At 62.1% G+C, this 13,425-nt stretch carries 19 protein-coding genes; 16 read left to right on the forward strand and 3 right to left on the reverse strand.

Features of this window, described 5'->3' with window-relative positions; all coding sequences use genetic code 11:
• Nucleotides 1-848 precede the first annotated feature (848 nt).
• Both JI664_RS21555 and JI664_RS21560 read right to left on the reverse strand, forming a co-directional pair.
• Nucleotides 849-1,046, reverse strand: coding sequence for a hypothetical protein (locus JI664_RS21555; protein WP_207015858.1), 198 nt, complete (start codon nt 1,044-1,046; stop codon nt 849-851).
• A complete protein-coding gene (locus JI664_RS21560) occupies nt 1,039-1,314 on the reverse strand; it encodes a hypothetical protein (RefSeq protein ID WP_207015859.1) in 276 nt (91 codons plus the stop codon). The genes JI664_RS21555 and JI664_RS21560 overlap by 8 nt, the downstream gene beginning before the upstream one ends.
• Nucleotides 1,315-1,479: 165 nt before the next feature.
• On the opposite strand from JI664_RS21560, the gene JI664_RS21565 reads away from it, so the two are divergent.
• The 16 genes from JI664_RS21565 to JI664_RS21630 all read left to right on the forward strand — a co-directional run bounded on the left by JI664_RS21565 (nt 1,480) and on the right by JI664_RS21630 (nt 11,976).
• Nucleotides 1,480-2,037: a S24 family peptidase gene (locus tag JI664_RS21565; protein WP_207015860.1), complete on the forward strand. Its 558-nt coding sequence runs from the start codon at nt 1,480-1,482 to the stop codon at nt 2,035-2,037.
• A gap of 41 nt (nt 2,038-2,078) precedes the next feature.
• The gene (locus tag JI664_RS24275; RefSeq protein WP_414707755.1) at nt 2,079-2,399 is read left to right on the forward strand and encodes a Rap1a/Tai family immunity protein; all 321 of its coding nucleotides are present in this window, start codon (nt 2,079-2,081) and stop codon (nt 2,397-2,399) included.
• A 350-nt stretch (nt 2,400-2,749) separates the two neighbouring features.
• Complete coding sequence (locus JI664_RS21570; protein ID WP_207015861.1) at nt 2,750-2,983, forward strand: hypothetical protein; 234 nt, start codon at nt 2,750-2,752, stop codon at nt 2,981-2,983.
• Nucleotides 2,974-3,300 (forward strand): hypothetical protein, encoded by a 327-nt coding sequence (locus JI664_RS21575; RefSeq protein WP_207015862.1) that lies wholly within the window; start codon nt 2,974-2,976, stop codon nt 3,298-3,300. Before JI664_RS21570 ends, JI664_RS21575 begins: the two co-directional genes overlap by 10 nt.
• A gap of 188 nt (nt 3,301-3,488) precedes the next feature.
• Nucleotides 3,489-3,680, forward strand: a complete 192-nt coding sequence (locus JI664_RS21580) for a hypothetical protein (RefSeq protein ID WP_207015863.1) — start codon at nt 3,489-3,491, stop codon at nt 3,678-3,680.
• On the forward strand, nt 3,677-4,528 hold the full coding sequence (locus JI664_RS21585) for a hypothetical protein (protein WP_207015864.1): 852 nt from the start codon (nt 3,677-3,679) through the stop codon (nt 4,526-4,528). Before JI664_RS21580 ends, JI664_RS21585 begins: the two co-directional genes overlap by 4 nt.
• Nucleotides 4,529-4,539: 11 nt before the next feature.
• Nucleotides 4,540-5,751 carry a recombinase RecT gene (locus JI664_RS21590; RefSeq protein WP_207015865.1) on the forward strand — a complete coding sequence of 404 codons (1,212 nt, stop codon included), beginning with the start codon at nt 4,540-4,542 and terminating at the stop codon, nt 5,749-5,751.
• A 94-nt stretch (nt 5,752-5,845) separates the two neighbouring features.
• On the forward strand, nt 5,846-6,040 hold the full coding sequence (locus JI664_RS21595) for a hypothetical protein (RefSeq protein WP_207015866.1): 195 nt from the start codon (nt 5,846-5,848) through the stop codon (nt 6,038-6,040).
• On the forward strand, nt 6,033-6,344 hold the full coding sequence (locus JI664_RS21600) for a hypothetical protein (RefSeq protein WP_207015867.1): 312 nt from the start codon (nt 6,033-6,035) through the stop codon (nt 6,342-6,344). The genes JI664_RS21595 and JI664_RS21600 overlap by 8 nt, the downstream gene beginning before the upstream one ends.
• Nucleotides 6,344-8,578 carry a DNA cytosine methyltransferase gene (locus JI664_RS21605; RefSeq protein ID WP_207015868.1) on the forward strand — a complete coding sequence of 745 codons (2,235 nt, stop codon included), beginning with the start codon at nt 6,344-6,346 and terminating at the stop codon, nt 8,576-8,578. Before JI664_RS21600 ends, JI664_RS21605 begins: the two co-directional genes overlap by 1 nt.
• Nucleotides 8,575-8,709: a hypothetical protein gene (locus tag JI664_RS24120; protein ID WP_286174231.1), complete on the forward strand. Its 135-nt coding sequence runs from the start codon at nt 8,575-8,577 to the stop codon at nt 8,707-8,709. The genes JI664_RS21605 and JI664_RS24120 overlap by 4 nt, the downstream gene beginning before the upstream one ends.
• Entirely contained in the window at nt 8,702-9,355 is a 654-nt protein-coding gene (locus JI664_RS21610) for a hypothetical protein (protein WP_207015869.1), read from the forward strand. The genes JI664_RS24120 and JI664_RS21610 overlap by 8 nt, the downstream gene beginning before the upstream one ends.
• Nucleotides 9,348-9,563 carry a hypothetical protein gene (locus JI664_RS21615; protein ID WP_207015870.1) on the forward strand — a complete coding sequence of 72 codons (216 nt, stop codon included), beginning with the start codon at nt 9,348-9,350 and terminating at the stop codon, nt 9,561-9,563. Before JI664_RS21610 ends, JI664_RS21615 begins: the two co-directional genes overlap by 8 nt.
• 2 nt (nt 9,564-9,565) lie before the next feature.
• On the forward strand, nt 9,566-10,378 hold the full coding sequence (locus tag JI664_RS21620) for a hypothetical protein (protein WP_207015871.1): 813 nt from the start codon (nt 9,566-9,568) through the stop codon (nt 10,376-10,378).
• 164 nt (nt 10,379-10,542) lie between these two features.
• The gene (locus tag JI664_RS21625; protein WP_207015872.1) at nt 10,543-11,493 is read left to right on the forward strand and encodes a hypothetical protein; all 951 of its coding nucleotides are present in this window, start codon (nt 10,543-10,545) and stop codon (nt 11,491-11,493) included.
• A gap of 18 nt (nt 11,494-11,511) precedes the next feature.
• Nucleotides 11,512-11,976 carry a hypothetical protein gene (locus tag JI664_RS21630; protein ID WP_207015873.1) on the forward strand — a complete coding sequence of 155 codons (465 nt, stop codon included), beginning with the start codon at nt 11,512-11,514 and terminating at the stop codon, nt 11,974-11,976.
• Here the strand turns inward: JI664_RS21630 and JI664_RS21635 are convergent.
• Nucleotides 11,973-13,247: a tyrosine-type recombinase/integrase gene (locus JI664_RS21635; RefSeq protein ID WP_207015874.1), complete on the reverse strand. Its 1,275-nt coding sequence runs from the start codon at nt 13,245-13,247 to the stop codon at nt 11,973-11,975. The two genes, JI664_RS21630 and JI664_RS21635, sit on opposite strands and share 4 nt — an antisense overlap.
• Between the last annotated feature and the right edge of the window lie 178 nt (nt 13,248-13,425).

Here is a 13,425-nt window from a genome sequence, read left to right on the forward strand (position 1 = left end):
GATTCATGCGGAAAGCTCAGCGGGCTGGTGCGAATCGTCATCGCGCCGGACGAGAACGCCTGCGGGTCCAATTCCGCGACCGGGGCAACGATGCGCTTGATCATCGCGCTCTTCTTCTTGGGATCGCCGCAGGCCCGGATCGCTTTCCAGCTCGGCACCAACTCGGCCCAATAGGCATTGACCTCGGCCATACCCGGCAACCGCGCATCAAGGTTATGGCGCTGCACCAGCGCGTCGCAGCGGTCGAAATCGGAACTATCCATCGGATAGAACCCCTCCTGAGCGCCGTTGCCCAGAAGATGCGCCGCTATCGACCGGGCGGACGCCCCGGGCACGTCAATTACATCGGACATCCTGGGCCCCCTGAGAAAAACGCAAAATGAGCGCTTGCCGCGCTCGTGCCAGCGCCCGGAAGGCGCTCGCAGGAAAGCGGCGAAAAGGCGGGGGCGACAGGCGCCGCCCCCGAGTTGAACAGGGACTTGTGCGCGAATCCGCCGTCGCGCTCGGCATCGCAGGTTCCCAACCCGACGAATTGAATGGAGGTCAGGCGCATTGCCGGATCCTCTTTCTTGCGTGGTGCCACCGCACCATGTCTGGATGCAGCAATGTGACTGGAGCGCGCTTTCCCATATCCATCAGCGCTACGAAGGACCGGCCATCGGGCAGAAGGAACTGGAAATACCGCAGGTTGGTCCGGCGGTCCCGAGCGAGGAACCAGACCACGTCTTTGTGGTTGTAATCTATGGCCCAAAGCAACCAGCGGCAAAGTGCCTCTGGGCAAATCTCTGGGCCAACTCGCTCAGCAACACGCTTTGCCCAATGGGGGAATCGCCTCCGCATTGCTGCCATCATTCCGCTCCCGATCCATCGGAAACGGAGACGACCAACGACGTGTCTTCGCCGTCGTTGATAAGAGAAGTGTTGATCTGAACACCCAAGTCGTCAGATGCGCTGCGGGCAGCGACCACAGCCGCCACAAAGATCGAGAGCGCCTTCACCTCATTTGCACTCAATTCTGCAAGAAGTTTGCGAAACGCATCATTCATGGCGATTCCCGTCAGTTTTCGTGGCATAATCCCCGGAATCGTTGGGGTTTACCGTTGCGTGAGGTGTGTCGGCTCCCATATCCAGATCAGGCGGATTGCTCGCCACGAAGGACAGGATACGCGAGCGAATCTCCTCGTCGTATTCTGCTCGGCGCTTAAGACGCTCAGGGAGCCGAGCGTTTCCGATGGCGCGCAAGCAAAAGGTTTTCTGGGTCCAGCCGAAGCGAACCGACTGGGCCTCGATAAGGGAAATGATGGACTCGCTCATGGCTACTTTGTTTGCCTTTTGGCAAACACAAGTCAATAGGCGATCACTATGTCCTGCATGAAAGGAAGAAGCGTGGACCACGAGGAAAAGAGCTTTGGACAGCGCGTCGTGGATGCAATGGCCGAGCGCGGGTGGACCGCGAGGGAGTTATCCCGGAGAGCTGGCGTGTCCTATGATGTCATCGCAAAGCTGCGCACGCGGCCCGGCGCGAACACATCCTATGACAACGGCCGAAAACTGGCGGAAGCGCTTGAAATACCTTGGGCCGAGGGCGCGCAAGAACATGGCCTAGAGGTTGTAAAGGGCGAGCCCACGGTGTCAATTGGCGTCTATGACATTGAGGCCAGTGCGGGTGGAGGTGCTTCGGTAATGAGTGAAGCGGTTGTGGGAGCGGTGGCTCTCCCAAGTTGGTACGTTAGCCAGTTCACGCGCAGCTCTGGTGGCGATCTCTTCGTGGTCGCGGTCAAAGGTGACTCGATGGAGCCGACTTTGGAAGACGGCGACTTGGTGATGGCAGACAAGCAAAAACGCGACCCAAGGTACGGTGGAGTCTACGTTATCAGGGAGGACAATGCTCTGTTGGTCAAAAGGCTCGCGCCAGTTTCTCAGCAGGGCGCAGTGCGCGTGATCAGCGATAATCGCGAGATCTATGCCGCTGTCGAACGCAAAGCCGACGAAATTGATGTGATCGGGCGCGTGGTCTGGCGCGGGGGGAAGCTATGATCAAAGCATCGGCTCTTATGCTGGCGCTTGTTGTGCCGACCATGGGGGCCGCGCAGGTGTCAGGAGCTGAGCTCGCTCAACAGTGCAGGGCAGGCCTGGGGTCTCCGGGAAGCAATTACTGTCTCGGATTCATTCATTCGTTTTTCGATTCCCTTATGGTCGGCGTTCGATGGGCGGCGCCAGAGTCTGAGGTGGAATCGCTCTGGAATCTTGGCATTTGCATGCCGGGAGACGCCTCGATCGAGACGATTCGACTCGCGATCGTCACCTACGCTGACATGCACCCAGCGGATGCAAGGGGAGGTGCTGCCGCAATGACCTGGGCTGCGGCTTCAACGGCCTTTCCGTGCAACCATCGGTAGGCAAAGGTTAATTTCTGGTTGAAGCGTTGTCAGATCCCGTCACCGGGACGTGTTTTCAGCATACATTGTTTGCCTAAAGGCAATAATGCTTGACGGTTTGCCGGTTGGCAAATAGTGTCCGGGTGTCGGCATAGCCGCAGGACCGGAGACCATTCCAATGTTGCAGAGTTACAAGAGCGGCGCGTTTTGCGCCCTGTCTTCTCATGCGCCTGAAATCGTGGCGCGGCGCTCGATCATGCGCGATGAACAACGCGCCCCAGAGGCGCGGGCCGCAGCCGCTGCTTGGCTTGCGAAACACGGCACCAACTCAGACCAGAATGAAGCGGATCGCTTCTTTGGGAGGGCGGCTCGTGCGTGATCATCCCCCTATTGAGGACGACGAGTTCGACGCATGGCCCGAGGACAGCTTTAGCGCCGACAGCGTGTTGGAAGCGGCATTCCGTCTTATGATCTGGTTCGGCGCGCTTTTGTTGATCCTCGCGGTCGTGGTGCTGCTCTGCTGGTTCGCGAACAAAACCATCGCGAACGCTGCTTACGCAAAGGTCAACCCCGACCACGCCACGGAGATGCTGCCGTGGGAGTGATGGGGGAGAGCTACAACGAGAACGTCCCGGCGGCTGTTGAAAGATTGATCGCGACCGAGGGCGCCCCGGTTCACCCGGTCGGCGCTGCTGTCGTGGCGGGCCGTGGGATGCCGAATGCTGGGGCGACCGGGCATGTGATCTCGTACCTCGAACAGCCGTTCTACCTGTTCGAGCGTCCGAATCTTGCCGATCTGCTCCGCGAGTTCGGCAATGCCGAGTTCTTCGATTGCCGTGTCGTTTGGGCTACCGGGCAGATCACCTTGGCCAATAGCGGGCGGCTTCTTCCGATGGCCAGCCCAATCCGTGCTGTGGAATGACCATGAGAAGCCCAACTAGCGCGCGGTGTGCATACGCGTGGTGGCGAGCCGCGCTCGCCGGGCAAAACCCACCCCGCCATGAAGGGATGCCAGAAGCCGGTTGGTACAAGACTCGGCTTGTCAAAGGTGGCCCTTGGGCTCCGGCGCGGATTTGGATCGAGCGTGAGATCGACCCGGAAACAGGCGAGTTGGCGAACGATGAGCGGTTTCGCTGTGAGATCGATGGGATGGCGAAGAGCGCCGAAACCTGGTGGCTCCACCTCACCCCGATCAGCCGTCTCGAGCATGAAGAGCTGCTCAATATGCGAGCCAGCATTCCCGAGATGGCCGCTACGAAAGCGGCCATCGATTTGACCACCACCATAGTGAGGCCAACATGACCGACAGCGATCTTCCCGCGCGCGACCACAACCAGCCACCGGAAGGCATTTTGCCGGTGCTGCCGCCGACCGAAGCCGACGAGCAGGCACGAGCAGCTGCGCTTGCGGAGGTCAGCGCCGAGTTGCCCGAGGATCAGGCGCCCGCGTTTAACCTGACGGTGTTTTCCGAGCTGCAGGTCAAGACGATGGCGTTCTGCGATGCTGCAGGCGCGTGGGATCGCATCAAGCAGATCGAGACCCCAGCGCAGTCGGAGCGCTTGACCGATTTCGTCACCGGCGCCCGAGCGTTGTGGAAGAAAGTCGAAGAACAGCGGAAGGCGGACAAGGCGCCTTGGGATGCTGGAGCGAGCAAGGTACAGGCCACTTATTCCCCGCTGCTCATCAAACTCGATGCCGTCGGGAAGAAGATGAAGCTCATGCAGGCAGACTATCTCGCCCGCGAGCAGGCGCGGCTCGACGCGGAAAAGGCTGCAGAAGAGGAGGCCGCGCGGAAAGCGGAGGAAGAGGCGAAGCAAGCCATCGACCAAGCCGCCGCGCGCGGCGATATCTCAGGCGAGATCGACGCCCAGCAATCTCTGAAAACTGCACAACAGCGTGCGAAGGCGGCGGGTCGGGGCCGGAGGGCGCAGGCCCGCACGGCGACCGGCGCAGGCCGCACCATGTCGCTGCGCACCCAGAAGTCGGCGCGCATCGATAACGCTCGCGCGTGCTTCGCGCAGTACAAAGACGATCCCCGTGTCCTCGAAGCCCTTCGGCTTTGCGCAAACGAGGCCATCCGCAACGGAATCAGCGAAGCCGACGCCTTGATGGCGGGCTTCTCGATCATCGAAGTCCCCGTCGCCTCTTAAGGAGAACAGAATTGAGTAACGCCCTCTTGAAAACCCCGCTGCGGCAAGTCGCAAGTGTCCGCCAGCTCATGATGAACGATCATGCGCGCCGTCAGCTCGAAATGGTGGCCGCGAACAACCTCCGGCCGGAACGGCTGATGCGAGTGATGGCCAACGCAATGCGGACCACGCCGAAGCTGGCCGATTGCGAACCACTGTCGTTCCTCGGCGCGCTGATGCAGTGCGCAGCCCTCGGCCTGGAACCGAACACGGTTCTCGGGCACGCCTACATGATTCCGTTCGACCGCAACAAGAAAATCAATGGGCGCTGGGTGAAGATCCCGGAAGTGCAGGTCGTGATCGGCTACAAGGGGCTGATCGACTTGGCGCGTCGCAGTGGGCACATCACCTCTCTCTCGGCCAACATCCACTATTCCGATGACAAGCTGTGGGAATATGAGGAAGGGACCGAGGCCCGCCTTCGGCACCGTCCCGGCCCCCAGAAGGGCGACAAGCTCGACGCCTATGCGATCGCCAAGTTCAAGGATGGCGGCCATGCCTATGTCGTTTTGCCGTGGGAGAAGGTCGAAGAGATCCGCGACGGCTCGCAGGGCTACCAGAATGCCAAGCGCAACGGAAAGCTCGACGATACCCCGTGGGTGAAGCACGAGGACGAGATGGCGAAGAAGACCGCCATCCGGGCTCTTGCCAAGTATCTGCCCCTGACGGTGGAAATGACGCAAGCGGTCGAGGTCGATGAAGCGCGCGCGGACTTCGGCTCTTTCGCGCTGGACTCCGATGGCGGTGTGCAGATCGACGGCGATGATGTGATCGACGGCGAGGCCGCACTTGATGAAAGGGCAGGGTACGTCGACGAGCCCGCCCAGAATGAAAAACAGCCGGCCAAGCGCGCGGAGGAGAAAGAGCCGCCGAAGCGCCAGCAGCGCAAGCAGCAGCCCCGCCAAGCGCAGCCCCCGCAAGACCGCCCCACCGAAAACCAGCCGAGCGAACAGTTTGACCTGGACGAGGGGCAGCCTGCGCTCGAACAAGAGCCGGACCTCGCGCCCTACGAGCGGCTCAAGGACATGATCCTGGGCGAGCTTGCTGATGGAGCCGACCCCGCTGAGATCGACGAGCTTTACGAGCCGCAGTTCGACCGGATGGCCCAAGAGGCGCCCAAGATCCTCGAAGAATTGCGCAACGAGATCGAAGCCTACCGGACTGCGGGGCCGGACAAAGACTAGGCCGCATGGCCAAGACCTCGGCGCTTACTGGCGCCGAGGTGCAGCAAATAGTGAAGCGCGCAGCAGGTGCTGCGGTAGCATAGGGGCGCACAATATGTCCGACATTAGCTTGGATCGCGTTCAGCATTTGCATCTCGTCGCCGCTGAGCTGGCGTCACGAGACACCGCTTTTCTCCCGATCTTCGAACGTATGGAGGTCGAGCTTGCGGAAGCGCAAGCGCGCGCCGCCAGCGATCCAATTTCCCAAGCGCGACTGCGCCTTGAAGCGACGAGGTTCACCAATGCCTGAGCTTTCCGATGATGCGAAAGCACTGCTCTTGCACTTTAAGCCGCCATTTCCCCTCCAGCAGGGGCACAGTGGGCCTTTCCTATGGTTCGATGAACGCAGTTGGTCGGCTTTGCGGGAGCTGCACGCAGTTGGGCTTATCGAAGCCGCGCCTGCGGAACCGGCGCGCGTGGTTGATTGGAGCTTGACCGAAACCGGAACGGCTCGTCACGCGGACCTTTCGGCCAAGAAAACGGTGCTTCCTGTCTTTTGCATGCCGGGGCCGCGCGGGTTGAAAATCTTGGATGTCCGCCGGGGAATCGAGTGATGAGCGCCCGCTTAGAAGTGGAAACCGCTCCCCCTATGATCATCGACAGTTTCGCAGGCGGCGGCGGGGCATCGACCGGAATTGAGAACGCCCTTGGCCGCGCACCCGATGTCGCGATCAACCACAGCGCCGACGCGCTCGCCCTTCACGCGGCCAACCATCCCGAGACGTTGCACCTGGACAGCAATATCTGGGATGTGGACCCGCGCGAGGTCGCCGATGGCCGCCATGTCGGGCTTCTTTGGGCGAGTCCGGATTGCAAACATTTCTCCAAGGCCAAGGGCGCCGCGCCGCGCGACCGGAATATCCGCGATCTGGCATGGGTGGTGGTCAAATGGGCCGAGGATGTGAAACCCGATGTCATCTGCATGGAGAACGTCGAGGAATTCGTCACATGGGGCCCCCTCGACAATGACGGGAAACCCATCAAGGAATTTGCGGGCGCAACGTTCGATCTCTGGGTCAAGCGTCTTCGCCGCGCAGGCTACCGTGTCGATTGGCGCGAGCTGCGCGCCTGCGATTATGGCGCGCCCACCATCCGCAAGCGCTGGTTTCTGGTCGCGCGCCGCGACAAGCGGCGGATCTTCTGGCCGAAGCCCACCCACGGCGACCCGAAATCGCCCGCCGTCCGTAAGGGCAAGCTGAAACCTTGGCGCACCGCCGCCGAATGCATTGACTGGTCGATCCCCTGCCCATCGATCTTCGCGACCTCGACCGAGATCATGGCAGACTTCGGGATCCGCGCCATCCGCCCGCTGGCCGCAAATACTCTGGCGCGGGTGGCGCGAGGCATGAAGCGCTATGTCATCGACGCAAAGGAACCGTTCATCGTCAACCTGACCCACGGCGCCCGGGCCGAACCGGGGGCCGAGCCGTTCCGCACGATCACCGGCGCGAACCGCGGCGAAAAAGCGGTGATCGTCCCCGCAATCGTGGGCGCCGGGCGCGCCAAGGCCGATGCCTGCCTTGCTTCGGCCTTCCTCGCCAGCCTCAAAGGCACCACGCGCCGGGATCGGTCGATTGGCCACCCGCATCCTACCGTCCTTGCTGGAGGCGGGCACAGCGCCATAATCGTGCCCAGCCTGCAGCGCTTTAACGGCGGCGCCACGGGCAGCGATCCGCGCGACCCGGCGCCGACCGTCACCGCGAACAGTTGGATCAAGAAGCCCGGCGGCGCGGCCCCGCTGGGCGTGTTGTCGCCATATCTCGCCAGCATCGCCCATGGCGACAGCGGCGGGCGCCGGGAATATCCCCTTGGCGATCCGCTCGGCACGGTCACGGTCGGCGGCATCCAGCACGCGCTTATCGCGCCGGTGCTGACCTATGCCCAGCAAGGGGGCCATAACCGGCCCGCCGATACGCCCCACCACACGATCTGCGCCTCGACCAAGGATCAGAACAGCGTGCTTGTCGCCGGGCTGGTGCAGACCGGCTACGGGGAACGCCCGGACCAGCACCCGCGCGCGCTGGACGTGCAGGCGCCGCTGGGAACCGTGGTGGCGGGCGGTGCCAAACACGCGCCCTTTGCCGCCTTCCTCGCGCAACAAAACGGCGGGCCGCGCAACGATGCGCTGGCAGGCCGCGCCGCGACCGCTCCCGCCTCGACAGTCACCGGATCGGGCAGTCAGCAAACCCCCGTCGCGGCCTTTGTCGCGCGGCAGTTCGGCGCCAGCACCGGGCACGCGGCGACGGCACCGAACGGGACGATAACCGCGGGCGGGCAAGGCAAATCCCAGCCTGTCGCGGCGTTCTTCGCCAGATACTACGGCACCGGCGACGGCGCCCGCCATGCCGATCCCGCGCATACCGTCACCACCAAAGACCGCTTTGCGCATAGCGAGGCACAGCTTGCGGCCCCGCCCTTCGGCCCGGAACACGAGGACCGGGCCCGGCAGGTCGCGGACTTCCTGCGCGCGCATGGCGCGTGGGAGGGCGACGAGCTGGTGACTCTGCAGATCGACGGGGAATCCTTCGTCGTGGTCGACATCGGCTTGCGGATGCTGACCCCGCGCGAGCTGTTCAACGCACAGGGCTTCCCGCGTGACTATGTGATCGAGGGCGTCTGGCAGGGCCTCGATACCGACACCCCGTTATTCCGCGCCTTCCCCAAGAACGTGCAGGTGAGCTGCTGCGGAAACAGCGTCTGCCCGCCCCTTGCCGAAGCGCTGGTCCGCGCGAACTGCGCGCACCTGGCCGTCGAGATCCCCGCAAAACAGGAGGCCAGCGCGCAATGATCCTCACCAACACCAAGACCGGCGCCTTCGTGCGCCTTCTCCCCGGCGAAAACGCGGATTTCCGCGCGCGCTGCATGGGCTGGACGGATTACGAAACCGCCCCCGCACAACAGGAGGCCAGGCATGGCTGACCGCCCCATCATCTTTTCCGCCCCTGCGGTCTGTGCCCTGCTGGACGGCAGGAAGGATCAGGACCGGCGCTTTCTCGAACTGAAGGGATACAAGGGGTTCCACCAATTCGGACCATCAGACACGCCCGGTTATGACTGGACGTTCCGCCGGTCAGATTGGGTCTGGGAAGATTACGAGCACGAAAGGCTTCTGAAGCTGTTGCCGGTCCAAGTTGGCGACCGGCTCTGGGTGAGGGAAGAGCTTAAGCGGGACGACAAGCTCTGGGGTTACAGCACCGATGGTTGCTCACTCTCTTGGCTTGCGCGGCGCGAACTTGCGCCCCGAGTGAGCGTTTGCGTGTCCGCCGCATTCATGCCCCGCATCGCCAGCCGCCTGACGCTTCTGGTCACTGACGTGCGGGTCCAGCGTTTGCAGGACATCAGCGCCGCAGACAGCATTGCAGAGGGCGTCCAGTGCGAGACGTGCGAGGCAATGCGGCAGAGCAACTGCAACGGGCGCGGCTGCTTTTCCAGCGTCGATGCATTCCACACCCTCTGGAACAGCCTGCACGGCCCCGAGGCATGGGACCGCAACGATTGGGTCGCCGCCTACACCTTCACCACCCACCGCTGCAACATCGGCCAGATGGAGCCCGCCCATGCTTGACACCAAAGACCTCACCGAAGCTCTGTTTGCGGAGCGCTTCATCGCCCACTGCCTGAAGCAATGCGGGTTCACCCACTTTGACGACGGCTCGCCCGTTGCCGACTACGCGGCCGAGACCGCCAAGAGCTATTTCAGCGACCCGCTCTACCGTGAGGAAGGCCCCGAGGCCTGCGCAGATTCCGACATGGACTATTGGGGGGAGGGATAACTATGGGCCCTGAAACGCAAAAGGCTCCTGAAGCGCTGACCTATGAACAAAAACTGGAGGCTATGTCTCTGCGGTTCTATCAGGGCATGACCTGGACGCCAAAGGCTGGGGATCATTACACCACCAGCCGCGCCGACCTTGAGCTCTATCAAGTCGTTTCGGTCGATGAGGGGGTTGTCAGGACACGATACTGCGACACCAGTAAGAGCGAAGAACTATCGTCTTGGCCGGTGGACGAGTTCACCGCAGCGGGCTTTGGGCCAAAGCGCGTATTCGTGCCGGATTTTGTTCTGAGCCAGCAGCCAGCATCGGAGATCACCGATGATCTGTCGAAAGACCATCTGGACGCGCTGCAAGAAGACCTGCGGCACTGTGCGTACAATGTGACGCCCGACGAGGCAAACCGCGCCATCAAAGCCCTGCGCGCCAAGAACGAGCGTTTGGAAAAGTCGCTACAATCTCTCTCCTCGACAAACCACCGGCAGGCGCTCTGCATCAATTTCACTGCCGGAGCCCTGGGGCCTGAATGTGCCGCCACCATCGACGGCCTGCCAAAGGCCGCAGGTCACGTCGCAAAGCTGCTTGCCGAAGCAGATGCGGATGCGGAGCGGCTGGCGGGGGCCCTGAGCGCTGAGCGCCAGTTCTGCCAGATGATCACCGATGAAGTCGGGATCGAGCCGCGCACGACGACATTCAATGTCCGGGCAATGCCGGAAGGCAAGATCGTGGCCGTTCGCACGCTGGCCGAGGTTGCCGCTGAGACGGAACAAGCCCTCACCGCCCACCGCGCCCGGGAAGAGGGGCAAGATGTCTGATACCTATTTAGACTGGTTTTTCCGGCAATCGCCGGAAAGGGAAATCGCAGCACTTCAGCATATCAGACGGTGTATTCGCCTCGGAGAATTAGATCGAACCACGCCGCGATGCCCAGAGGCGCTAGACCTGCGTCGCGAGATTGCCGCGTATCAGGAGCCCCGCCATGACCGCTGACACATCCCCCGAGGCCCGCGTCTACCTGATCGAGAAGCGCGGCCTGTATTACCGCCCCGAGGCGAAGGGCTACACCGGCGTCAAGGATCTTGCCGGGCGCTATTCTTTGGCCGAGGCCGCAGAGCGCATGCCGAACCGCGACAGCAAAAACCAAGACGGAGTTTCCTATATCCACGAGGATGACGCGCCGGACTTTTCGAGCGCGTGCTATCAGGATGTCAGGGAAGAGCATCTGACGAAGAAGCTGGCAGCCGCCGAGGCCCAGCTTGCCGCCGCTATGGAAGGGGCGGCAATTGAAGGGGATCGGCACAAAGATACAGGCCGAAACAAAATCCTGAACCACGCCGTTGATCAAATCGAGCGCGCAGTAAACCACCACGACCCAGAGACCGATGTTCCTATCATGCAAGGGGTTTGGGACATTTTGGATCAGGCGGCAGTGAAACTTGAGCGCCGCATCCTCGCCGCCCTCGAACCCAACCCCGCCGCGCTGGCCGAGCGTGATGAAAGCCCTGTCGCTGTCACGCTGACCTATCGCAACTGGCGCGGCGAAGTTTCGGATCGTGTCATCATCCCTCGCAAAGTCTGGTATGGATCAACCAAGTGGCACCCGGAACCGCAATGGCTCGTGACGGCATGGGACGCTGAGAAGAACGCCGATCGGGACTTCGCGCTGGCCGATTTCATGGGCCGCCCCGACGCCTTAGCCACCCGTGACGGCAAGATGCGGGCAAGGGGAATGATTAAGGCTGTGTTGCGGGTGAAAGCGCAAGCGGCAGTCTGTGCCGCATGGACCTCTCGTGGTCTCGGCGCACCTGTCGCCGAGGAGCAGCTCGAAGACGCGGCCGCTGCCATCGTCGAACTGGCGAAAAAGGAGGCCGGGGATGACTCACGAGCAGCACGAGCGCGCCCTTCGCATTCTGCACAACATGGCCGTTGAGAGAACGGGATGGGGAACATGAGCAAGCTTCCGTATTCGAACTCGAAGGCTGGCCAAAGCCGCGAGAAGGAGATCCGCGACACATTGCGGGGAGTCGGCGCCAGCGCCGTAGGGTTCATGGTCGATGACGAGTTGGGCCAGGTGATTTGCCAGTTCCGGCTTCACGGGCGCCACATAACTGTCCCCGTCAGTGTCCACGGTTACGAAGCGGCCTGGAAATCAGCGTTCCCTTGCGGTCCCCGAACTGACAAGCGCGATTGGAACCGCAAAGCAAGAGGCCAGGCCGAGATAGCGGTGTGGGGCGTCTTGGCCGACTGGATTAAGGCGCAGGCCGCAATGATCGCGTGTGGCTTCTTCGACGCAGATCGAGCCTTCCTCGCGCATCTTCACCTTGAAGACGGGCGATCGGTCGGGGAGGCCCTTACGGCGCCAGACAGTCCACTTAGACTTCCGCCACCTATTGGAGGCACCCCTGAAAACTAGATCGCCACAGGAATGAGAAGCTCTCGGGCGAGGCGTAGGTTTTGCCCGCCTTCTCCATATCTCTCACGGTTGAGGCTATGGCCGAAGAGGTCACGGCGCACCCGGTCATCGATGCCGGCTTCCAACATCCGATCCTCGAACGCATGGCGCAGCGAATACATGGTGTGAGCCTCGGTCTCCGCCAGACCATGCGCGCGCAAGAACTTGTTCACCGTGGCCGAGAGTGAGGCACTGTTTCGCTGGTAGCGCGGGAAGCCATCGGGGAACTCACGAAACGCCTCGAGGCTGACGCCCAGCAGAGGTATCTTCCGCTGCGCCGCCTTGCTCTTGAGCATGCGGCCGACTGGTTCGATCGAGATATGCGGAACATCTGCATCCAGCCTGATCTGATCGCGGGTGAGCCCCGCTCCTTCGCTGGGTCGGTACCCGGTGTTGATCATCCCTAGCAGAATGCCTCGTGCGTCGGGGTTCAGGCCAGCCAGCGCGCCCGGCTTGATCAGCTTAGACTCGATCCATCCGCGTGAGAAGGTCGGCCGCGTGCCGCTGCTGTGGTCTTTGATCGAGAGGTCGCTGAGCGGCAACGACAGCCCGAGGTGCCTCTTCTTGTTCACCACCTTCAAGATCGCGCAGACATGGATCAGATCCTTGTTCGCGCTGTTCGCGCTCAGACCCTCGTTGACCATCCGGTCGATCCACCATTGCCGGAAGTCCTGCATGTCGGTCGATGTGATCTCGGCGATCGGCTTGTCGCCAATGACGGCGATCAGGTTCTTCACCGCCTTGATCCGCGGGTTGCGCCAGCGCCGCGTTTGGTCCTCGCTCTTCTTCATCAGCGAGTCGCGCTCCAGCTTCCAATAGTCTTCGAGGGCCACAGAGACCGTCATCTCGGGCGGCGCAACGCCCCCTAGAAGCGCTCGGGCCTCTGGCATGTCCAACGTCCCGTCGCTGCGCTCGACCCGGGAAAGCCGGTCGAAAAGTTCTGCGCGGGGGAGCTTGGCAACCTTCGAGGCGGGCAGGTAGCGGAACCCACGGATCGCGGCCAAGTCCTTGGCGGCCTCGAACCTGGCTTTCGCGTCGGCGGTGTCCCCGTGCAGCTTCGCCTCCCAAGCCTCAAGCATCTCGTCCCAGATCGCGGGAGCTTTTCGCTTCGCCACATCCTCCAGATCGGTGTGCAACGAGATCCAGACGTACTCCCTTGGCTCGATCTCGGCATAGCGCCGAGGGACGCGACGCCGCAGGTGGAGGTGGCCATTTCGCTTGGTGAATCGCATGCCGCATCATTGCCTCCCTGCAACCCCGAGAGCAAGGCCGAAAGTGCAGCAAAAAGAGTTCGTTTTGTGCAGCAAAATTTGACGCCTTGCGTTGCGAGGCGTTTGCAATGCCCGAAAAAGCCCTTATAATGTTGGCCTATAGCGTATTTCTTGGGGTGGCGACTTGGCGGATGGGGTG

It is taken from the genome of Rhodobacter sp. NTK016B (assembly GCF_017303295.1).
GTDB lineage: Bacteria > Pseudomonadota > Alphaproteobacteria > Rhodobacterales > Rhodobacteraceae > Pararhodobacter.

Bases quoted from the DNA above. Each gene is read 5' to 3' on its own strand.
- JI664_RS21555 (WP_207015858.1), bottom strand. From the start codon at position 1,046: ATGAATGATGCGTTTCGCAAACTTCTTGCAGAATTGAGTGCAAATGAG.
- JI664_RS21560 (WP_207015859.1), bottom strand. From the start codon at position 1,314: ATGAGCGAGTCCATCATTTCCCTTATCGAGGCCCAGTCGGTTCGCTTC.
- JI664_RS24275 (WP_414707755.1), top strand. From the start codon at position 2,079: ATGGGGGCCGCGCAGGTGTCAGGAGCTGAGCTCGCTCAACAGTGCAGG.
- JI664_RS21585 (WP_207015864.1), top strand. From the start codon at position 3,677: ATGACCGACAGCGATCTTCCCGCGCGCGACCACAACCAGCCACCGGAA.
- JI664_RS21595 (WP_207015866.1), top strand. From the start codon at position 5,846: ATGTCCGACATTAGCTTGGATCGCGTTCAGCATTTGCATCTCGTCGCC.
- JI664_RS21600 (WP_207015867.1), top strand. From the start codon at position 6,033: ATGCCTGAGCTTTCCGATGATGCGAAAGCACTGCTCTTGCACTTTAAG.
- JI664_RS21605 (WP_207015868.1), top strand. From the start codon at position 6,344: ATGAGCGCCCGCTTAGAAGTGGAAACCGCTCCCCCTATGATCATCGAC.
- JI664_RS24120 (WP_286174231.1), top strand. From the start codon at position 8,575: ATGATCCTCACCAACACCAAGACCGGCGCCTTCGTGCGCCTTCTCCCC.
- JI664_RS21610 (WP_207015869.1), top strand. From the start codon at position 8,702: ATGGCTGACCGCCCCATCATCTTTTCCGCCCCTGCGGTCTGTGCCCTG.
- JI664_RS21615 (WP_207015870.1), top strand. From the start codon at position 9,348: ATGCTTGACACCAAAGACCTCACCGAAGCTCTGTTTGCGGAGCGCTTC.
- JI664_RS21620 (WP_207015871.1), top strand. From the start codon at position 9,566: ATGGGCCCTGAAACGCAAAAGGCTCCTGAAGCGCTGACCTATGAACAA.
- JI664_RS21625 (WP_207015872.1), top strand. From the start codon at position 10,543: ATGACCGCTGACACATCCCCCGAGGCCCGCGTCTACCTGATCGAGAAG.
- JI664_RS21630 (WP_207015873.1), top strand. From the start codon at position 11,512: ATGAGCAAGCTTCCGTATTCGAACTCGAAGGCTGGCCAAAGCCGCGAG.
- JI664_RS21635 (WP_207015874.1), bottom strand. From the start codon at position 13,247: ATGCGATTCACCAAGCGAAATGGCCACCTCCACCTGCGGCGTCGCGTC.